This is a genomic window from Streptomyces sp. NPDC029164, from assembly GCF_055563995.1.
In genome coordinates this window covers 35,830-54,100 of the sequence record NZ_JBVHWW010000003.1, presented here as the reverse complement: position 1 = coordinate 54,100, position 18,271 = coordinate 35,830, and the positions used below count along the sequence as shown (strand labels likewise).

7 protein-coding genes and 1 pseudogene are annotated in these 18,271 nt (G+C 75.7%); 5 read left to right on the top strand and 3 right to left on the bottom strand.

All coding sequences use genetic code 11. From position 1 onward, the window contains the following. Positions 1-326 precede the first annotated feature (326 nt). Entirely contained in the window at positions 327-1,868 is a 1,542-nt protein-coding gene (locus tag ACZ4VT_RS04390) for a molybdopterin-dependent oxidoreductase (RefSeq protein ID WP_467946829.1), read from the top strand. Between the two features lie 99 nt (positions 1,869-1,967). Continuing rightward, the gene (locus tag ACZ4VT_RS04385; RefSeq protein WP_467946496.1) at positions 1,968-3,035 is read left to right on the top strand and encodes an alpha/beta hydrolase; all 1,068 of its coding nucleotides are present in this window, start codon (positions 1,968-1,970) and stop codon (positions 3,033-3,035) included. Between the two features lie 28 nt (positions 3,036-3,063). Here the strand turns inward: ACZ4VT_RS04385 and ACZ4VT_RS04380 are convergent. From ACZ4VT_RS04380 to ACZ4VT_RS04370, 3 genes and pseudogenes are all read right to left on the bottom strand, one after another. After that, positions 3,064-3,674 (bottom strand): annotated as a pseudogene (locus ACZ4VT_RS04380) (cytochrome P450 family protein); the annotation flags it as partial. 96 nt (positions 3,675-3,770) lie between these two features. Continuing rightward, the gene (locus tag ACZ4VT_RS04375) at positions 3,771-5,063 is read right to left on the bottom strand and encodes a putative Ig domain-containing protein (protein WP_467946495.1); all 1,293 of its coding nucleotides are present in this window, start codon (positions 5,061-5,063) and stop codon (positions 3,771-3,773) included. 88 nt (positions 5,064-5,151) lie between these two features. Beyond that, positions 5,152-6,045, bottom strand: coding sequence for a LysR family transcriptional regulator (locus ACZ4VT_RS04370; RefSeq protein ID WP_467946493.1), 894 nt, complete (start codon positions 6,043-6,045; stop codon positions 5,152-5,154). Between the two features lie 502 nt (positions 6,046-6,547). Between ACZ4VT_RS04370 and ACZ4VT_RS04365 the strand changes: the two genes are divergently transcribed. From ACZ4VT_RS04365 to ACZ4VT_RS04355, 3 genes are read left to right on the top strand one after another with little or no spacing between them, the layout of a single operon-like run. Further along, positions 6,548-13,366 (top strand): SDR family NAD(P)-dependent oxidoreductase, encoded by a 6,819-nt coding sequence (locus ACZ4VT_RS04365; RefSeq protein WP_467946491.1) that lies wholly within the window; start codon positions 6,548-6,550, stop codon positions 13,364-13,366. Beyond that, positions 13,363-17,955, top strand: a complete 4,593-nt coding sequence (locus ACZ4VT_RS04360; RefSeq protein ID WP_467946489.1) for a beta-ketoacyl synthase N-terminal-like domain-containing protein — start codon at positions 13,363-13,365, stop codon at positions 17,953-17,955. The genes ACZ4VT_RS04365 and ACZ4VT_RS04360 overlap by 4 nt, the downstream gene beginning before the upstream one ends. Then, positions 17,945-18,265, top strand: coding sequence for an acyl carrier protein (locus ACZ4VT_RS04355; protein WP_467946487.1), 321 nt, complete (start codon positions 17,945-17,947; stop codon positions 18,263-18,265). Before ACZ4VT_RS04360 ends, ACZ4VT_RS04355 begins: the two co-directional genes overlap by 11 nt. Positions 18,266-18,271 lie beyond the last annotated feature (6 nt).

Here is an 18,271-nt window from a genome sequence, read left to right as displayed (position 1 = left end):
GACCAGTAATACAGGGGGGAGGACTGTTAGACCGTCCTCCCCCCCCCCACCCCCTGCCCTGCGCCCACCCAGGGCCGGGGCGCCCCCGCGGCGTGCGTCACGGCCTTCGGTCCCTCCACGCCCGTGCGGTCCCGGCGGCCGCCGGGCCGAGGAGGGCGATCGAGGCGGCCGGGACCAGCAGGGTCTCCCGGGCACGGTCGGGTGCGGCGGGACGCCGCACGGCGGCACGGCGCACGGCGGCACGGCGCCGTCGCGGAGCCGCCCGGGCGCGGCACACTTGCGGTGTGGAGGCAGACCCGAGCCGGTCCGCGCGGCCGAGGCGCGTGATGGGCGCCGTCAGCGGGATCGTCGCGGCCGTCGCCGGGCTGGCGTTCGCGGAGCTGGCCGCTGCCGCCGTGCGGCCCGAGTCCTCGCCGGTCACCGCCGTCGGCGGGGTGGCCGTCGACCTGACGCCGGTGGGCGTCCGGGAGTGGGCCATCCGGCTGTTCGGCACCTCCGACAAGCTGGTGCTGACCCTCGGCATCGTCACCGTGCTGGCCGCGGTGGCGGCTCTGGCCGGGCTGCTGTCCGTACGCCACCTGCCCGCCGGGATCGCGGTCGCGGGCGGGTTCGGGCTGGTGGGGGCGGCGGCCGCGCTCAGCCGTCCCGAGGCCACGTGGCGGGACGCGCTGCCCTCGCTGCTGGGCGGACTGATCGCGGCCGGGGTGCTGTACCTGCTGGTCACCGCGGCGGCGCGGCCCCGGACGGAGTCTGGCGGAGGGACCTGGTCCATGGACCGGCGCGGCTTCGGCCGACTGGTCGCCGGCGTCCTGGCTGCGTCGGTCGCGGCCGGCTACGCCGGGCGGCGCCTGGGGGCCCACGGTTCGGCCGACGCCACCGCCTCCCGGGCCCGCTTCGTCCTCCCCCCGCCCACCGTGCCCGCGCCGCCGGTGCCGGCCGGCGCGGACCTGCGGGTGCCGGGGCTCGCCCCGTTCCTCACCCCCGACCGCGATTTCTACCGGGTGGACACCGCCCTGGTCGTCCCCCGCGTGGACGCGGACACCTGGCGGCTGCGCATCCACGGCGAGGGGGTCACGCGACCCCTCACCCTCGATCTCCGGGAGCTGCTCAGCCGGCCCCTGGTCGAGCACGACATCACCCTCACCTGCGTGTCCAACGAGGTCGGGGGCCCGTACGCGGGCAATGCCCGCTGGCTCGGCGTGCGCCTCGCCGACCTGCTCCGCGAGGCGGGGGTGCGACCGCCGTCCCGCGGCGGGCCGGCCGACCAGCTGGTGTCGCGTTCGGTGGACGGCATGACGATCGGCACGCCCGTCGAGGCCGTCATGGACGGCCGCGAGGCGCTGCTGGCCGTCGGCATGAACGGCGTGCCGCTGCCCTTCGCGCACGGCTTCCCGGTCCGGATGGTCGTACCGGGCCTGTACGGGTACGTCTCCGCGTGCAAATGGCTCACCGAGCTGCGGCTGACCACCTTCGGCGCGTACGGCGCCTACTGGGTGCGGCGGTCCTGGGCGCAGCGGGCCCCGGTCAAGACGCAGTCGCGGATCGACACCCCGCGCCCGTACGCCGACCTGGCGCCGGGCCGGGTGGCGGTGGCCGGGGTGGCGTGGGCGCAGCACCGCGGGATCGAGCGGGTCGAGGTACGGGTGGATGGCGGCCCCTGGCAGCAGGCGCGGCTCGGGACCGCGGACGGGGTGGACACCTGGCGGCAGTGGGTGTGGCCGTGGGAGGCGACGCCCGGGCGGCACACCCTGGAGGTGCGCGCGACGGACGGCACGGGCGCCGTGCAGACGGGGGTCCGCACCGGGACCGTGCCGGACGGGGCGACCGGGTGGCATTCGGTGGAGGTGAAGGTCAAGGCCCTCGGCTGATCGCCGGGCCGCGCGGCGGCCGGACTGCCTCGGCGGCGGATCCACGGAATAATCCGAACATCGTTGACGTGTCGCACCCGTACGACAGGAGCCGGCGCCGTGGAGCTGACCAGTACGTCGTTCCTCGTCACGCTGATCGTCGTGACCGCGCTCGCCGTGCTCGCCGCGCTGCTCCTGTGGAACCGGGTCCCCGGGCCGGGGTGGGTGCGGTGGCCGGCGCGGGTGCTGATGATCGGTCTCTGCCAGCTCACCGCCATCTGCGTGGTGGCCACCTGGATCAACGGCAGCTACGGGCTCTACGCCTCCTGGGACGACCTGCTGGGCACCGACGACGTGCAGGACGCGAGCACGATGACCGGGCCGGCGGTGGGCCGGGCCAGGTTCACGCAGAACGGGGACGGCACGCAGACCACCTTCTTCCGGGGATCCCACGCGAAGCTCGCCGGACAGGTGACCGTGTGGACTCCCCCGGAGTACGACGCGCCGGGCGCGGACCGGAGCCGTTTCCCGGTTCTGATGCTGCTGCACGGGTATCCGGGCACGCCCCGTACGTGGATCGACCTCGGCGACATGCCCGGTGCGCTGGCGCAGCTGGTGGAGCTGGGCGCGGCGCACCCGTTCATCGTGGTGATCCCGGAGATCTACCCGGGCGGGGTGAACACCGGCTGCAGCAACACCCCGCGGCGCAGGATCGCCGACTGGCTCGCGCTGGACGTGCCGGACCTGGTCGCACGGAACTTCCGTACGCTGCCCGCCCCGGGCGGCTGGGGGCTGATGGGCGTCTCCACCGGCGGGTTCTGCGCGGCCAAGCTGCCGTTGCAGTACCCGAAGGTGTTCCGGGCGGGCGCGGCGCTGGACCCGGATCCGCTGACGGGTGATCCGGAGGTGCTGGCCGACCGGACGCTGCGCGAGCGCAACAGCCCGATGTGGCTGGTGGAGCACACGAAGAAGGCGGACGTCGGGCTGTTCCTGGCCACCTCCGCCCAGGACAAGGACAGTCCGCCGCGGCAGCTGGAGGCCTTCGCCAGGGCCGCGGCGGGCAGCGGGGTCCGGGTCAAGACGCTCGTCCGCCCGGCGGGCGGCCACAACTTCCGGACCTGGACGGGGATGTACCCGGACGCGCTGGGCTGGCTGAGCACGGAACTGGCGCCGCCGAGCGCACGTTAGTGCGCCCCGCGCGCCTGCCGGGGGCGCCGCCGGCGTCCGGGCCGTGGAAGGCCTCGTCCCGGCCGGCGGCGGTGTAGCCGGCCATCACCGGGGTGCCCCGGGGGATGACGGTGCCGTCGAAGGTCAGGTCGCGCGTGGGGTACCGGAAGGGGAACCAGCTGACCGGTCCGTCCCAGCGCGGGGTCTCGTCCACCACGTCCGACCAGGTCGCCTTCCCAGCCGTCCCCGGTGCTCGGGGTTCACCCCGAGCAGCTCGCAGATGACGCTCATCGGGAGCGGGAGCGGGAGCGCGAAGTGCTCGCGCAGGTCGGCGACCCCGTCGGGGGCTTCGGCCGCGGCCCGGGCCAGGCCGTCGAGGAGCTCGGCGGTCAGCTCCTCGACGCGCAGCGGCCAGTCGCGGGGGATGGTGCCGTCGTGCAAGGCCGGGAAGTGCCGGGCGTCCTTGGCCACTTCGGGGTGACCGAGGAGCTCCTTCAGCGCGTCGTGGCCCAGGACGACCGCTCCGGGCACCCCGCCGGGGAGCACGACCTCCGCCACCGGGCCGTGCGCGGCGCGCAACCGGGCGTTGAGGGCGTGCGGGCAGCCTCCGGCGGGGTCGATGACGTACGGGGCGTCCGGGGCGGACGGGACGGGTGGCATCGGGGACGACAAGCCGGTTCTCCTGACCTGATGGACGAAACTCGGTCAACATCGCTGCCCCGGAGGCGGGTTGGACAAGACCGTCCCCGTCGTGTCTCAGAACCAGGTGAGGGTGAGCGCGAAGGCGGTGCCGGCGGTGGCCCCGGTGGAGTCGGTCGCGGTGGCGGTGACCTGGACCGTGCCGCTGCCCCAGGGCTTGCCGGTGATCCGGCCGGAGGCGGCGTCGAGGGTCAGGCCCCAGGGCAGGCCGGTGGCGGCGTACCGGACGGGGAGCTTTCCGCCGGTGGCGGTGAGCTGGATGGTGCAGGACTGGTTGAACTTGCACGTCTGCGGACCGGGGGTGGTGAGCCTCAGGTCACCGGGGGTGGGAGTCGGGGTCGGAGTGGGCGTGGGCGTGGGGGTCGGAGTGGGCGTGGGGGTCGGCGTCGGAGTGGGGGTGGGGGTGGGGGTGGGGGTCGGCGTACCGCTGCAGCCCGGGGTGGCTTCCGGCGGCAGCGGGACCCGCCAGACCTGGGTGTCGTTCTCCGACCCGACGAGCAGGCTCGTGCAGTCGGCGTACGTCACCGTCTCGCCCTGCGACTGGGCCGGGAGGGCGACGTCCGCGAGCTTGGCCCCCGCGGTGTCGTACACGGAGGCCGTGTTGGCGCCCAGCGGTCCGCCGCTGCGCAGGGCGTACGAGGCGCCGGACGGGGAGAACGCGCCGTCGGTGGCGAACACCGGGCCGGGCCGGACCGCGGTGAGGGTGTTGACCTGCCCGGTCACGGGCGGCAGCGGGGCCTGGTACAGCTGGCCGGCGGCTCCGATGACCTTGCTCGCGACGTAGAGCCGGCCGGTCACGGGGTCGGCGAGGAGGGACTCGGCGTCGTGCCTGCCGTCGGCGTAGGAGAAGCGGTACGTCACCGGGGTCACCGTGGCGTTCGCCAGCTGGTCGGGCTCCGCGAAACCGTGCACGGTGATCTCCGCGCGGCCGCTGAAGTTGTCGCCGATGTCCCCGACCAGGATCGCCGGGGCGCCCGAGGCGTCCTTGCCGAGGGCGAGGCCCTCCCAGTCGGTGTTGCCGACGCCGGAGAGGGTGAAGGTGGCCAGCAGCCGGCCGGTGGCGCCGTTGCAGTCGACGGCGAAGACCTGGTTGGTGTTCCCGCTGTCGTTGACGGCGTAGAAAACGCCGGGGTGCTTGCGGCTCATGGCGAGCCCGCTGAACTCGGCCAGGCCGCCGGGGAGGGTGCACTTCTTCTCCGGCGCGAGCGTTCCGGTTCCGGAGACGGCCGGTGTGGCGTAAGGGGCCGGGGAGGCGGTGGCGCTGGCCATCCAGGCGACCGCGGGCAGGAGCGTGGCGAGGGCCGCGGTCGCGAGGGCGGCGGCCCATGGGGGTGTCAGGAGTCGGGACATGCGCACAATGTGAGGGGACATCAGCTCGTGTGCCAGGCTCAATTCCCGCCCCTTCGAGCATCGTTCAATGCCGAGTGGGCATGTCCCGTCAGCGCACCGGTTCCCGGACCGGCCCCTTGTGTCCGGCCTGCGCGATGAACGCGCGGGCCGCGCGGCTCAGTGGCCGACGGGCGTGGGCGATGCCCACCGGGCGCAGCAGCGGCGGGGTGAAGGAGCGGATCTCGGCCCGGCTCCCGAACGCCCTCAGCACCACGTCGCGGTACCAGATGAGGGAGCCGCGGCCGTCCGTCACGCCGGTCACCCAGGCGAGGCGTTCGTCGACCTCCAGGGAGGGGACGGGCCGTACCCCGAGGCAGCTGAACATGGCCTCCATCTCGGTGCGCCGGCCGGTCCCCGGGGTGGGCAGGACCATCGGCAGCCCGTCGAGCATGCGCAGCGGCATCGGGTGGGGCAGCCGGGAGCCGAGCGGCGAGATCAGCACCACCTCGCGCTCCTGGATGAAGTGGGTGGAGAGCTCCTTGTCGACGGGCAGGTCCACCAGGGCCAACTCCGCCCGTCCCTGGACCAGTTCCTCGACGAGGACCTCCCTGCTGCCGTGCTGCTGGAGCCGGACGTCGACCGTCGGGTGCCGCTCGGTGAAGGTCCCGACCAGGTCAGCGGCCAGATCGAGGGCGAGGGTGGGGGTGGTGACGAGGGTCAGGACGGCCCGGGTGTCCCGGCCGTGCGGGGTCCCGATGTCGTCGATGGCCTCCACCGCGTTGAGCACGGTACGGGCCAGCCGGACGACCCGGGCCCCCTCCGGCGTGAGGTCCACCCCCCTTCCCCGGCGGGCGAGGAGCTCGACGCCCAGATCGCGTTCCATGGCCTGGACGGCCCGGGACAGGGCGGACTGGGCGACGAAGACCGAGGCGGCCGCGCCGGTGATGGACCGGCAGTCGGCGACGGCGACGAGATAGCGGAGCTGCGCCAGCGTGGGGGTCATGACCGGACGGTAACCTTGCGAGGCTGTACCTGTAAGGGCTCGTCGGGTGAACAACTTCCCGGTGGCCGGTTTGCCTTCATGCCCGGGCGGCGGCAAGGCATGCCGGTGCGGCATGTCCGCGGGGACGCGGCACCCCGTGCCGCGCCGCGGGGCCGGCCGACCCGGGCTCGGTAACACCGCAGGCCACGGCTCGGCCGGGGCGGTTCGCGGGTCCGCTCGGGGTGCACGCCAGGTGGTCCGCGAGCGCCGCGGGAGCGAAACACCGTACTCCGCATGGCTGTTGACAGTGCACGGCGACCACCGCACGATGCAACGCGGCATGAGGGTGTTTGACCACTGTTCAAGCCTGCCGCACTCCGGCAGACGTGCGAGACCGCCGCACTCCCCTCCTCGCGCTCTGTCGCGTTCTCCGCTCTCCGCTCTCCGCCCCGCCGTTCTGCCGTTCCGTCGTTCCGCCGTCCTGGACTCCGCCATGTCACACAGCACTGGAAGAGGAGCGCCCGTGACCCCCCACTCCCCACAGTCCGCCGCCACCCGCGATCTGGTCGTCGCGGTCAGCCCCTTCGAGGAGCCCTGCCCGGCCGTCGTGACCGCCGCCGAACGCGCCGGGGCCCTCGGGCTGCTCGACCTCGGCCGGGACGCGAACGCCGCGCGGAACGGACTCACGGAGTCGGGCCGCCGGCTCGGCAGCGGCGGCAGGTACGGAGTGCGGGTGCCCACGGGCTGCCCGCTCGGACCGGAGGAACTGCCGGCCGAGGTCGACACCGTGCTGCTCGCCGACCCCGCGTGGCACACCCCGGAGCGGGTGGCCGCGTGGGCGGCGGCGGCCGGCCGGCCCCGGGTGTGGGCCGAGGTCACCAGCCTGGCGGAGGCCACGACCGCCGCGGCCGCGGGGGCGGACTCGCTCGTCGCCAAGGGCCACGAAGCCGGCGGCCGGGTCGGCGCGGCCACCACCTTCGTGCTGCTCCAGCAGCTGCTCGGGGATCCCGCGATCCGGGTACCCGTACGGGCCCTCGGCGGGATCGGGCCGCACACGGCCGCCGCGGCCGTCGCGGGTGGCGCCGCCGGCGTGCTGCTCGACGCACAACTGGCCCTGACCGTCGAGGGGGAGGCCGCGCTGCCGGTGGAAGTGGTCACCGCGCTCCAGGGGATGGACGGTTCCGAGACCCGGCTCGCCGACGGGCACCGGGTGTTCGCACGGCCCGACCTCACCCCGCCCGAGGGTCCGGCCCACCTGCTGCTCGGCGCCCGGGACCTGCGGACCCAGCTGCTGCCCGTCGGCCAGGACGGTGCCTCGGCGGCGCGGCTCGCCGAGCGGCACCGGACCACCGGCGGTGTGCTCCTCGCCGTACGGGCGGCCATCGGCGAGCACCTGGCGGCGGCGGCCCGGACCGGGCCGCCGGCCGTCGCGCAGGGGCCGATGACCCGGGTGAGCGATCAGCCGGCCTTCGCCGAGGCGGTGGCCGCCGCGGGCGGCGTCCCGTACCTGGCGCTCGCCGTGATGGAGGGCCCGGACGTACGCCGGCTCCTCGCCGAGACGGCCGAACGGCTCGGGGAACGCCCCTGGGGCGTGGGACTGCTCGGCTTCGCCCCGCCGGAGCTGCGGCGGGCGCAGCTGGCGGCCGTGACCGAGGCCCGTCCACCGCACGCGATCATCGCCGGGGGCACCCCGGCGCAGGCGGCCCCGCTGGAGGCGGCCGGGGTCCGCACCCACCTGCACGTGCCCTCGCCCGGCCTGCTGGAGCGGTATCTCGCCGAGGGGGCTCGCCGGTTCGTCTTCGAAGGGCTGGAGTGCGGCGGGCACGTCGGGCCGCGCGCCTCGTTCCCGCTGTGGGAGGAGCAGGTCGAGCGGCTGCTGTCCTGCCCCGAACCGGAGGCCCTGGACCTGCTGTTCGCGGGCGGCATCCACGACGAACGGTCCGCCGCGATGGCGGTGGCGGCCGCGGCTCCGCTGGCCGAGCGCGGCGCCCGGATCGGGGTGCTGATGGGCACCGCCTACCTGTTCACCGAGGAGGCCGTGGCGGCGGGCGCGGTACTGCCGGGCTTCCAGCGGGCGGCGGTGGAGTGCGCGGACACCGTACTGCTGCGCACCGCGCCCGGGCACGCCACCCGCTGCGCGGACACCCCGTACGCCGGGACCTTCGAGGCGACCCGGCGGCGGCTCGCGGAGAGCGGCGTCGAACCCCGCGAGGTCTGGGAGGAGCTGGAACGGCTCAACCTGGGGCGGCTGCGGATCGCCAGCAAGGGCCTGCGGCGCGCGGCGGACCGGCTGGAGGCCGTGGACGAGGAACAGCAGTACGGGGAAGGGCTGTTCATGCTCGGCCAGGCCGCGACCCTGCGCACCGCGACCACCACGATCGGCGCACTGCACGCGCAGGTCACCGAGGGAGCCGCGGCACTGCTGGAACGTCGGGCCCGGGACTTCGCCGACGAGGCACCGGAGACGGCGGACCCCCTCGACATCGCCATCGTCGGGATGGCCTGCGCCTACCCCGGCGCGCCGGACCTCGCCGCCTACTGGGCGATGGTCCTCGCCGGGACGGACGCCGTCACCGAGGTGCCGGCCGAGCGCTGGGACCCGGAGCTCTACTACGACGCCGACCCGGCCCGGGCCGGGGAACGCACGCCTTCCCGCTGGGGCGGCTTCCTCGGCCCGGTGCCCTTCGACGCCCTCGCGCACGGCATCCCGCCCGCCTCCCTCGCCGGGATCGAGCCGGTGCAGCTGCTGGCCCTGGAGATCTCGGCACGGGCCCTCGGCGACGCCGGCTACGGCCGGGAGCGCGCCTTCGACCGCTCGCGGACCTCGGTGGTCTTCGGCGCGGAGGCCGGCACCGAACTGGCGGGCGCGTACGGGCTGCGCGCCCTGCATCCCGCCTACCTGGGCGAGCTGCCACCCGCCCTGGACGAGCAACTGCCCAGGCTCACCGAGGACTCCTTCCCCGGAATCCTCGCCAACGTCATCGCGGGCCGGGTCGCCAACCGGCTGGACCTGGGCGGCGCGAACTGCACGGTCGACGCCGCCTGCGCCTCCTCCCTCGCCGCCCTGGACCTGGCCTGCCGCCAACTGCGTGACGGGGACAGCGACATGGTGCTGTGCGGCGGCGCCGACGTGCACAACGGGATCAACGACTACCTGATGTTCGCCTCCGTCCGCGCCCTGTCGCCGGGCGGCCGCTGCCGGGCCTTCGACGCGGCCGCCGACGGGATCGCCCTGGGCGAGGGGGTGGGGGCGCTCGTCCTGAAGCGGCTCGCGGACGCGGAACGGGACGGCGACCGGGTGTACGCCGTGATCAAGGCGGTGGGCTCCGCCAGCGACGGCCGGTCCCTCGGCCTGACCGCACCCCGCCCGGAAGGACAGCGACGGGCCCTGGAGCGGGCCTACGCACGGGCCGGCATCGCCCCGGCCGAGGTGGGCCTGATCGAGGCGCACGGCACCGGCACGGTGGTCGGCGACAGCACGGAACTGGCCGTCCTCAGCAAGCTGTTCACCGCCTCCGGAGCCCCCGCCGGGTCCTGCGCCCTGGGCTCCGTGAAATCCCAGCTCGGCCACACCAAGTGCGCCGCGGGTCTCGCCGGACTCATCAAGGCCGCACGGGCCGTCCACTCGGGCGTACGGCCGCCGACCCTGCACATCGACACCCCGAACCCGGCCTGGCGGGCGGAGACCAGCCCCTTCGCCTTCGACGCCGAGGCGCGCCCCTGGGCCGTACCCGTCGAGCGGCGGATCGCCGGCGTGAGCGCCTTCGGCTTCGGCGGCACCAACTACCACGCGGTGCTGGCCGGTTACGGCGGGGCCGACGAGCCCCGGCACGGCCTGGAGGAGTGGCCGGCCGAGCTGTTCTGCTTCCGCGGCGCGGACCGGAAGGCGGCCGGCCGGGCGATGGCGCGGCTCGCGGCCCGCCTGGAGAAGAACGACACGGCCGGCCGCCCCTGGCCGCTGCGCGACCTCGCGGCGGAAACCGCCACCGGCTCCGGCCCGGTCCAGGTGGCGATCGTGGCCGCCGACCTCGACGAACTGGCGGCCCGCCTCGAACAGGCCCGCACCTTCACGCACGGCACGGGCCTTTACATCGCCAGGGAGAACGCGGGCCTGACCGCCTTCCTCTTCCCCGGCCAGGGCAGCCAACGCCCCGGCATGCTGGGCCAGTTGTTCACGGCGTTCCCCGCCCTGCGCACCCTCCTGGACTCGGCTCCGCCCCCGGTCGTGGCCGCGATGTTCCCACCCGCGGCGTTCACCGCCGGGGGACGGGCAGCCCGGAGAACGGCGGTCACCGACACCCGCGTGGCCCAGCCGGCCCTGGGACTGGCCGGGGCAGCGGCACACCTGCTGCTCGGCGAGCTCGGCGTACGGCCGGACTGCGTGGCCGGGCACTCGTACGGGGAGCTCACCGCGCTCTGGGCGGCCGGGGTCTACGACACCGGGAGCCTGCTGCGGCTGAGCGCCCGACGCGCCGAGGCGATCCTGACGGCCGCCGGCGCGGATCCGGGCGGGATGGCCGCGGTGTCGGCAACACCGGACCAGGTCGCCGCGCACACCGGCTGCACGATCGCCAACCACAACGCCCCCCGTCAGTGCGTGATCTCGGGCCCCACACCCACCATCGAAGAAGCGATCTCCGCTCTCCGCGAGGCGGGACTCCAGGCGGAGCCCCTCCCGGTGGCCTGCGCCTTCCACAGCGAGGTGGTGTCAGAGGCCTCGAAGGCCCTCGCCACGGCCCTGGCGGACACACCGATGACAGCCCCGGCCCTCCCCGTCTGGTCGAACACCACAGGACGCCCGTATCCGACCTCACCTGCGGACATGCAGAACCTCCTGGCCCGGCAGGTCGCGGAGCCGGTCCGGTTCGTCGACGAGGTGGAGGCCATGTACGCGGCCGGCGTCCGCACCTTCGTGGAGGCGGGCCCCGGCCGGGTCCTCACCGCCCTCATCAGCCGGATCCTGTCCGACCGCCCCCACACGGTGATCCCGCTGGACGTACCCGGCGAGCACGGCCTGGTCCGGCTGGTCACGGCACTGGCCGAACTGATCGCGGCCGGCGTGCCGGTGGCGCCGGAGGCCCTGTTCCGCGGCCGCACCTCCCGCCTCCCCGAACGCGCCCCGCGCCGCCCGGGCTGGCTGGTCGACGGCCACCTGGTCCGCACCGCATCCGGCACCCCGGTCCCCGGCGGCCTCCGCCCCGCGCAGCGCGTGGCCGCGCCCACCGAAGCCGTAGATCCGCGCACGACCGCGAACGGAGGCACGGGCATGACCACGAGCCGGACGGCAGGCGCCGAGGAGACGATCCTGGAGTACCTGCGCAGCACCCGCGAGCTGGTCGCGGCCCAGCGGGACGTCCTGCTGAGCTACCTGGGGCTGCCGGTGACCGGTCCCGCCGGGGTCGGGAGTGTGCCGGGGCGATACCCGCAGGGCGCCGAAGGCACTTCCGCCCAGCTCTCCGACCCCCCGACACGTTCGGTGTCCGAGGAGACGTCCCGGCGCGCGGCCGGCCCCACACCCCCGACCGCCCCCGCCGGAGCCCCGGCCCCCGACCGGTCCCCCGAGGCGGTCATGCAGGTCGTCCTGGAGATCGTCCACACCCGGACCGGCTACCCGCTGGACATGCTCGACCCCGGCCTGGACCTGGAGGCGGACCTCTCCATCGACTCCATCAAGCGCGTGGAGATCATCGGCGCCCTGGCCGACCGGATCGGCCTCCCCCAAGACCCGGGCGGCTCCGCCGAGTCCGCGGTCGAGGAGCTGTCCCGGATCAAGACCCTGCGCGCCATGGTCGACTGGATCACCACGCACACCACTGCACACCCGCAGGCGCACGCACACCCGCACGAGCACGAGCACCAGCACCCCCACCCACACCCGGCCCCCCAGCCCACCGCACTCCCACTCACCCGCCTCCGCGTGGACACGGCCCCCGCCCCAGCCCCCACACCCGCCCCGGACCCGGAAGCCCTCCACGGCCTGCGGATCGGCGTGGTCGACGACGGCCAGGGCCTCGCCCGAGCGCTCTCCACGGCGCTGCGGGCCTACGGGGCCGAGCCGCACCCCCTCACCGAACCCGAGCCCGGTTTCGACGGCATCGTCGACCTGACCGCCCTGCGGACCGGCTCGGAGCCCGTCCTCCCCCAGCTCTTCCCCGCGCTGCGCCGCACCCTGACGGCCGGCACCCACCGGCTGCTGCTCGTCACCGCACCCGGCACCCCCGCCGCCGGCCTGCACGGCTTCGCCCGCAGCGCCGCCCTCGAGTTCCCCGGCACACTCATCCGCGCGGTGGACGTCCACCCCAAGGAGGCCCCCGAACAGATCGCCGCGCAACTCCTGGCAGAACTGGGCTGCGACACACCCCACTCGTCCGTCGGGTACACCCCCGAGGGCACGCGCACCACTCGCACACCGGTCCCGGCCCCACTCGCCCCGGCCGCGGACGCACCGCCCGGAGGCACCGCACAGCACCTCGGCCCCGACTCCGTCGTCCTGCTCACCGGCGGAGCCCGCGGCATCACCGCCCGCACCGCCCTCGCCCTGGCCCAGGCCACGGGATGCCACATCGAACTCCTGGGCCGCACCCCGGAACCCGGCGCCACCGCCACGGACGAGTTCTCCCAGGCCCAGGACCGCGTCGCCCTCCGCGCCGCCCTGATCGCCGCGGGGCTCCGTACGCCCGCCGAGATCGAGGCCGCGGCCTCGCGGATCCTCGCCGAGCGCGAGGTCCGCGCCACCCTGTCCGCGCTCTCCGCGGCGGCCGCCTCCGTCCGCTACCACCGCGCGGACGTCACCGACGAGCAGGCCGTACGGGCCGTCGTGGCCGACGTACGGGAGCGCCACGGCCGGCTCGACGGCATCGTGCACGGCGCCGGCGTCCTGCGCGACGGCCTGCTGAGCGACAAGCAACCGGCCGACTTCACCGACGTGTTCACCACGAAGGTGACCGGCGCCCGGCACCTGGCCGCCGCGGCCGCCGAGCACGGCCCGGCGCCCGCCCCCCGTTTCCTCGCCCTGTTCGGGAGCGTGGCCGGGGTCTACGGCAACCGCGGCCAGACCGACTACGCCGCGGCCAACGACGCCCTCGACGGCCTCGCGCACACCTGGGCGGAGTCCTTCCCGGGCCGGGTGCTCTCCGTCGACTGGGGCCCCTGGGCCGCCGAGGCGGGCGGGATGGTCACCCCCGAGCTGGAGCGTGCGTACGCCCGCCGCGGCATCCCGCTCATCGAGCCGGCGGCCGGCGCCGCCGCGTTCCTGGCCGAACTGTCGCACGGGACCGACGTACAGGTCGTCCTCATGGCAGCGGCACCGACGGCGACGGCACAGGACGGCGGGAGTCGATGAGCAGCCGGCGCAACGACTCCGCCCCCCGCCCCACCGACGCCGCCATCGTCGGCATGGGCGCGGTCTTCCCGGGCGCCCCGGACCTGGCCGCGTACCGCCGCAACCTCCTCGCCGGTACGGACTCCATCGGCGAGGTCCCGCCGGGCCGCTGGGACCCCGAGGTGTACTACGACCCGACCGCCGCGGGGCCCGCCGGCGGACCCGCCGCCGGTGACCGGTTCTACTGCCGCAGGGGCGGGTTCGTCGACGGCCTCGCCGCCTTCGACCCGACCCGCTTCGGGATCATGCCGGCCGCCGTGGAAGGGGCCGAGCCGGATCAGATGCTGGCCCTGCACGCGACGGCGGAGGCGATCGCCGACGCGGGCGGCGAGGACCGGCTGCCGGCCGACCGTTCCCGGATCGGGGTGGTGCTGGGGCGCGGCGGGTTCATGGGCGTGGCCACCGCACGCCTCGACCAACGGGTGCGCACGGCACACCAGTTGGCACAGACCCTGCGGGAGCTGGCGCCGGAGCTGGGCGAGCGGCGGATCGCGGCGGTGCGCTCGGCGTTCCAGGACGCGCTGGGGCCGGAGCGGCCGGACGCCTCGATCGGGCTGGTGCCGAGCTTCACGGCCGCCCGGACCGCGAACCGGCTGGACTTCCGCGGACCCGCCTACACGCTCGACGCGGCCTGCGCCTCGTCCCTGCTGGCGGTGGACCAGGCGGTGGGACTGCTGGCCACGGACCGCTGTGACGCGGTGGTCGCGGGGGCGGTGCACCACTGCCACATCGCGACGCTGTGGAGCGTGTTCACGCAGTTGCGGGCGCTGAGCCCGAGCGAGCGGATCCGGCCCTTCGACCGCCGGGCCGACGGAACCCTGCTGTCGGAGGGGACCGGGGTGGTACTGCTGAAGCGGCTGGCGGACGCGCAGCGGGACGGCGACCGCGTGTACGCGGTGATCCGCGGGACGGGCGTGGCCGGGGACGGCCGGGCGGCGAGCCTGATGAGCCCCCTGGTGGCCGGCCAGGTACAGGCGCTGGAGCGGGCCTGGCGGGAGGCCGGACTGGATCCGCGGGCGCCGGGCGCGCTGGGGCTGCTGGAGGCGCACGGAACGGGCACCCCGGTCGGTGACGCGGCCGAACTGGACACCCTGGCCCAGGTGTTCGGTCCGCCCGCACCGGGGAACGGGCAAGGCATCGGTTTCGGTTCGGTGAAGTCGATGCTCGGGCACACCATGCAGGCCTCGGGCATGGCCGGACTGATCAAGGCCGCGCTCGCGGTGCACGAAGGGGTGCTGCCGCCGACGCTGCACCTGGAGGAGCCGCACGCGGACCTGGCCCGGACCCGGATGCGGCCGGTGACGCGGGCGGAGCCGTGGGAGCGCGGGCCGGAGCCCCGCCGGGCCGGGGTCAACGCGTTCGGGTTCGGCGGGATCAACGCGCACGTGGTCCTGGAGGAGGCTCCGGCGGCCGCGCGCCCGCCGCTTCCGGTGCGGCGCTTCCTGCCCCTGGGGGCCGCGGCCGCGCCGGTGGGGCCGGCCGCACGGGCCGACGTACTCCTGATCGGCGCGGACACCACGGCGGAGCTTTCGGCGCGGCTGGCGTCCGCTTCGGCGGCGTCCGCTCCCCCGGCCTCCGGCGGCGACGGTCCCTGCCGGGTCGCGGTGGTCGGGCCGACGCCGCAGCGGCTCGCGCTCGCCGCGAAGGTGGTGGCCCGGGGCCGGCCGTGGCGGGGGCGCGGGGACGTGTGGTTCACACCGGAGCCGCTGGGCGGCCGGATGGCGTTCCTCTTCCCGGGCCTGGAGCCGGAGTTCGCCCCCGTGGTCGACGACGTGGCGGACCGGCTCGGGCTGGAGCCGCCCCGGCTCACCCGGGGCGCGACCCTCGTGGAACGGGCCCTGGACGCGATCGCGACGGGCCGCTTCTTCGCCCGGGCGCTGCCCGGGCTGGGCATCGAGGCCGATGTGCTGGCGGGCCACAGCCTGGGCGAGTGGGCGGCGATGGTGGCGGCCGGAATGTATCCGCAGGAGGCGGCCGACACCTTCTTGGACTCGCTGCGGCCGGACGACCTGCGGGTCCCGGACCTCGTGTACGCGGCGCTGGGCTGCGGCGCCCGCCGGGCCGAGGCGGCCCTGCACGGCCTGGACGCGGTGGTGGTCAGCCACGACAACTGCCCGCACCAGTCGGTGATCTGCGGAGATCCGGACCAAGTGGCCTCGGTGGTGGAGCGGTTGCGCGCCGACGGGGTGCTCGGCCAGGAACTGCCGTTCCGTTCGGGCTTCCACACGCCCATGTGGGAGCCGTACCTCGGCCAGGTGCGCGCCGCCTTCGGCCGGCTGCCGCTGCGGGCCGGCTCCCTCCCGGTGTGGTCGGCGACGACGTGCGCGCCGTTCCCGTCCGTCCCGCACGAGGTGCGGGAGCTGGTGGTGCGGCATCTGCTGGAGCCGGTCCGCTTCCGCGCGTTGACGCTGCGGCTGTACGAGGACGAGGGCGTGCGCACCTTCGTCACGCTGGGGCCGGGCAGTCTGCCGGGCTTCGTCGAGGACACCCTGCGCGAGCGTCCCCACCTCTCCGTCTCCGCCTCCTCCCCCCGCCTGGCCGGCCTCGCGGCACTGACCCGCACCTGCGCCGCGCTCTGGGCCGAGGGGCACGCGCCGCGCTGGGGGCTCCTGGCCGAGACGGCCCCGACGGCCGGTTCGGCGCTCCGCCCCGGCCCGGCCGCACCGCGGCCGGCACCCGCCGGGCCGGGGCTCCGCGTGCCCCTGGACCTCGGGTCCCCGCTGGTCCGCCTGGGCGGGGCGGCCCGCACCTCCCTGACCGGCCTCCTCACCCTCACCCCCGCCCCCGCCCCGGCCCCGGCCGCCGGCCCGGCGGCGGGAGCGGTCCGGCCGGTGCTGCTGTCCGCCCTGGACGCGGTGCTGGCCGATGCCGGCTCGGCCGCCCGGGCCGTCACCGACGCCTGGTCGGCCGCTGCCGACGCGCCCGGTCCCGGCGGTCCGGCTACGGGAGGGGCCGCGGGGAAGGAGCTCCTGCGGCTCTCGCTCGCCGCGCTGCCCTCCGTACGCGACCACTGCGTGTACCTCCAGCCCGACGGCTGGCCGGAGGACTCCGACCGGTTCCCCGTCGTGCCCATGACCACCATGCTGGAGCTGGCCGCCGACGCCGCCCGGCGGCACGCCCCGCCCGGTCTCGCCGTCGTCGGCTACGAGGACGTACGGGCCCTGCGGTGGCTCGCCGTCGCGCCGGCCGTCGACGTCGAGGTCCGTGTCCGCGGCGACGGGCCCGGCCGGGTGCACGTCGCCCTCGGGGAGTACGCCTCGGTGGTCGTGCTGCTCGGCGAGCGGTACGGACAGCCGCCCGCGCCCGACGACACGCCGCTGTGCGACCCGGGGCCCGCGCCCGTCAGCGCCGCGGCCCTCTACCGGGACCGGTGGATGTTCCACGGGCCGCGCTTCGCCGGGGTCCACGAGGTGCGGACCGTCGGCTCGGACGGCATCCACGGCGTGCTGCGGGCCCTGCCCGACCAGGGGGCGCTCCTCGACGCCGCCGGTCAGCTCTTCGGGCACTGGATGCAGCTGCGGCTCCCGGTGGACCGGCTGGTCTTCCCGGCCACCGTGGACCGCATGCGGTTCTTCGGGCCGCCGCCGACCCCGCAGGAGCTGGTCACCGCCACCGCCCGGATCCGCGAGGTGCACGACGTCACCGTGCGCGGCGACCTCGAACTGCGCCGGGCGTCCGGCGGGGTGTGGGCCCGGATCGACGGGTGGACGTACCGCCGGTTCGGCGCCGACGAGCGGGTCTGGCCGATGAAGTTCACCCCGGAGGTCTGCGGGATCGGCGAGCCCCGGCCCGAGGGCTGGTGCCTGGCCCGGCGCCGCTGGACCGATCCCGCCTCGCAGGAGCTGGTGATGCGCCGCTACCTGGGCGCCGCCGAGCGGGCGGTCTACGAGCGGCTGTCGCCGCGGACCCGGGCGCCCTGGCTGCTGGGCCGGATCGCCGCCAAGGACGCGCTGCGCGGGCTCCTGTGGGGCGGCGGAGCCGGGCCGGTGTTCCCGGCCGAGGTGCCCATCGGCAACGACGCGGCCGGCCGGCCGCTCGCCGAGGGCCCGCTGGCCCGGGGGCACCGGCTGTCGATCGCCCACAAGGACCGGATCGCGGTCGCCCTCGCCGACCCGGCGCGGGCGGTCGGCATCGACGTGGAGCCCGTGACCGCCGATCCGGACGCGCTGATCCGGATCGCCCTCGCGCCGGACGAACTCCGCCTCGCCGAACGGCTGGCGGCCCGCGGAGGCACGGGGCTGCCGGCCGCGCTGACCGCCCTGTGGTGCGCCAAGGAAGCCGCCGCCAAGGCGGCCGGCAGCGGGCTGGGCGGCCGGCCGCGGGAGTGGCGGGTGGCCGGCGACCCGGATTCCGGCGGCCTGCTCGTGACGTCCCCGGACGGGCACCCGTACCCGATCCGCACGACACGGCTCGGCACACCGCTCACCGGCACGCCGACCGCGACCCCGCCGACCGGCTCACCGACCGACCACGTCGTCGCCTGGACCGCCCACCCGACCGCGCCCTCCCCCGTCCCCTTCCACCTCACGGAGAACCGTCATGGCTACTGACATCCTCGCCGAGATCACGGACATGCTCGTGGAGATCGTCGGCGACGAGTACCTGCTCGCGGAGGAGGTCACGATGAAGACGACGTTCAACGAGGACCTCGCCCTGGAGAGCATCGAGTTCGTCGCGCTCGCCGAGCTCCTCCACCACCGCTACGGCGCCGACGTGGACCTGATGGGCTTCCTGGCGGAGAAGGACATGGACGCGATCCTGGCCATGTCCGTCGGTGAACTGGTCACCCACATCGGCCGGATCACGCACACCTCCCTGGCCCGGGTCTCGGCGGGGGCCTCGCCCGCGTCGGCCGGCTGAGCCCGC

What these genes read in the sequence shown, in the direction of transcription:
- ACZ4VT_RS04375 (WP_467946495.1), bottom strand. Translation starts at nt 5,063, where the DNA reads ATGTCCCGACTCCTGACACCCCCATGGGCCGCCGCCCTCGCGACCGCG.
- ACZ4VT_RS04390 (WP_467946829.1), top strand. Translation starts at nt 327, where the DNA reads ATGGGCGCCGTCAGCGGGATCGTCGCGGCCGTCGCCGGGCTGGCGTTC.
- ACZ4VT_RS04360 (WP_467946489.1), top strand. Translation starts at nt 13,363, where the DNA reads ATGAGCAGCCGGCGCAACGACTCCGCCCCCCGCCCCACCGACGCCGCC.
- ACZ4VT_RS04355 (WP_467946487.1), top strand. Translation starts at nt 17,945, where the DNA reads ATGGCTACTGACATCCTCGCCGAGATCACGGACATGCTCGTGGAGATC.
- ACZ4VT_RS04370 (WP_467946493.1), bottom strand. Translation starts at nt 6,045, where the DNA reads ATGACCCCCACGCTGGCGCAGCTCCGCTATCTCGTCGCCGTCGCCGAC.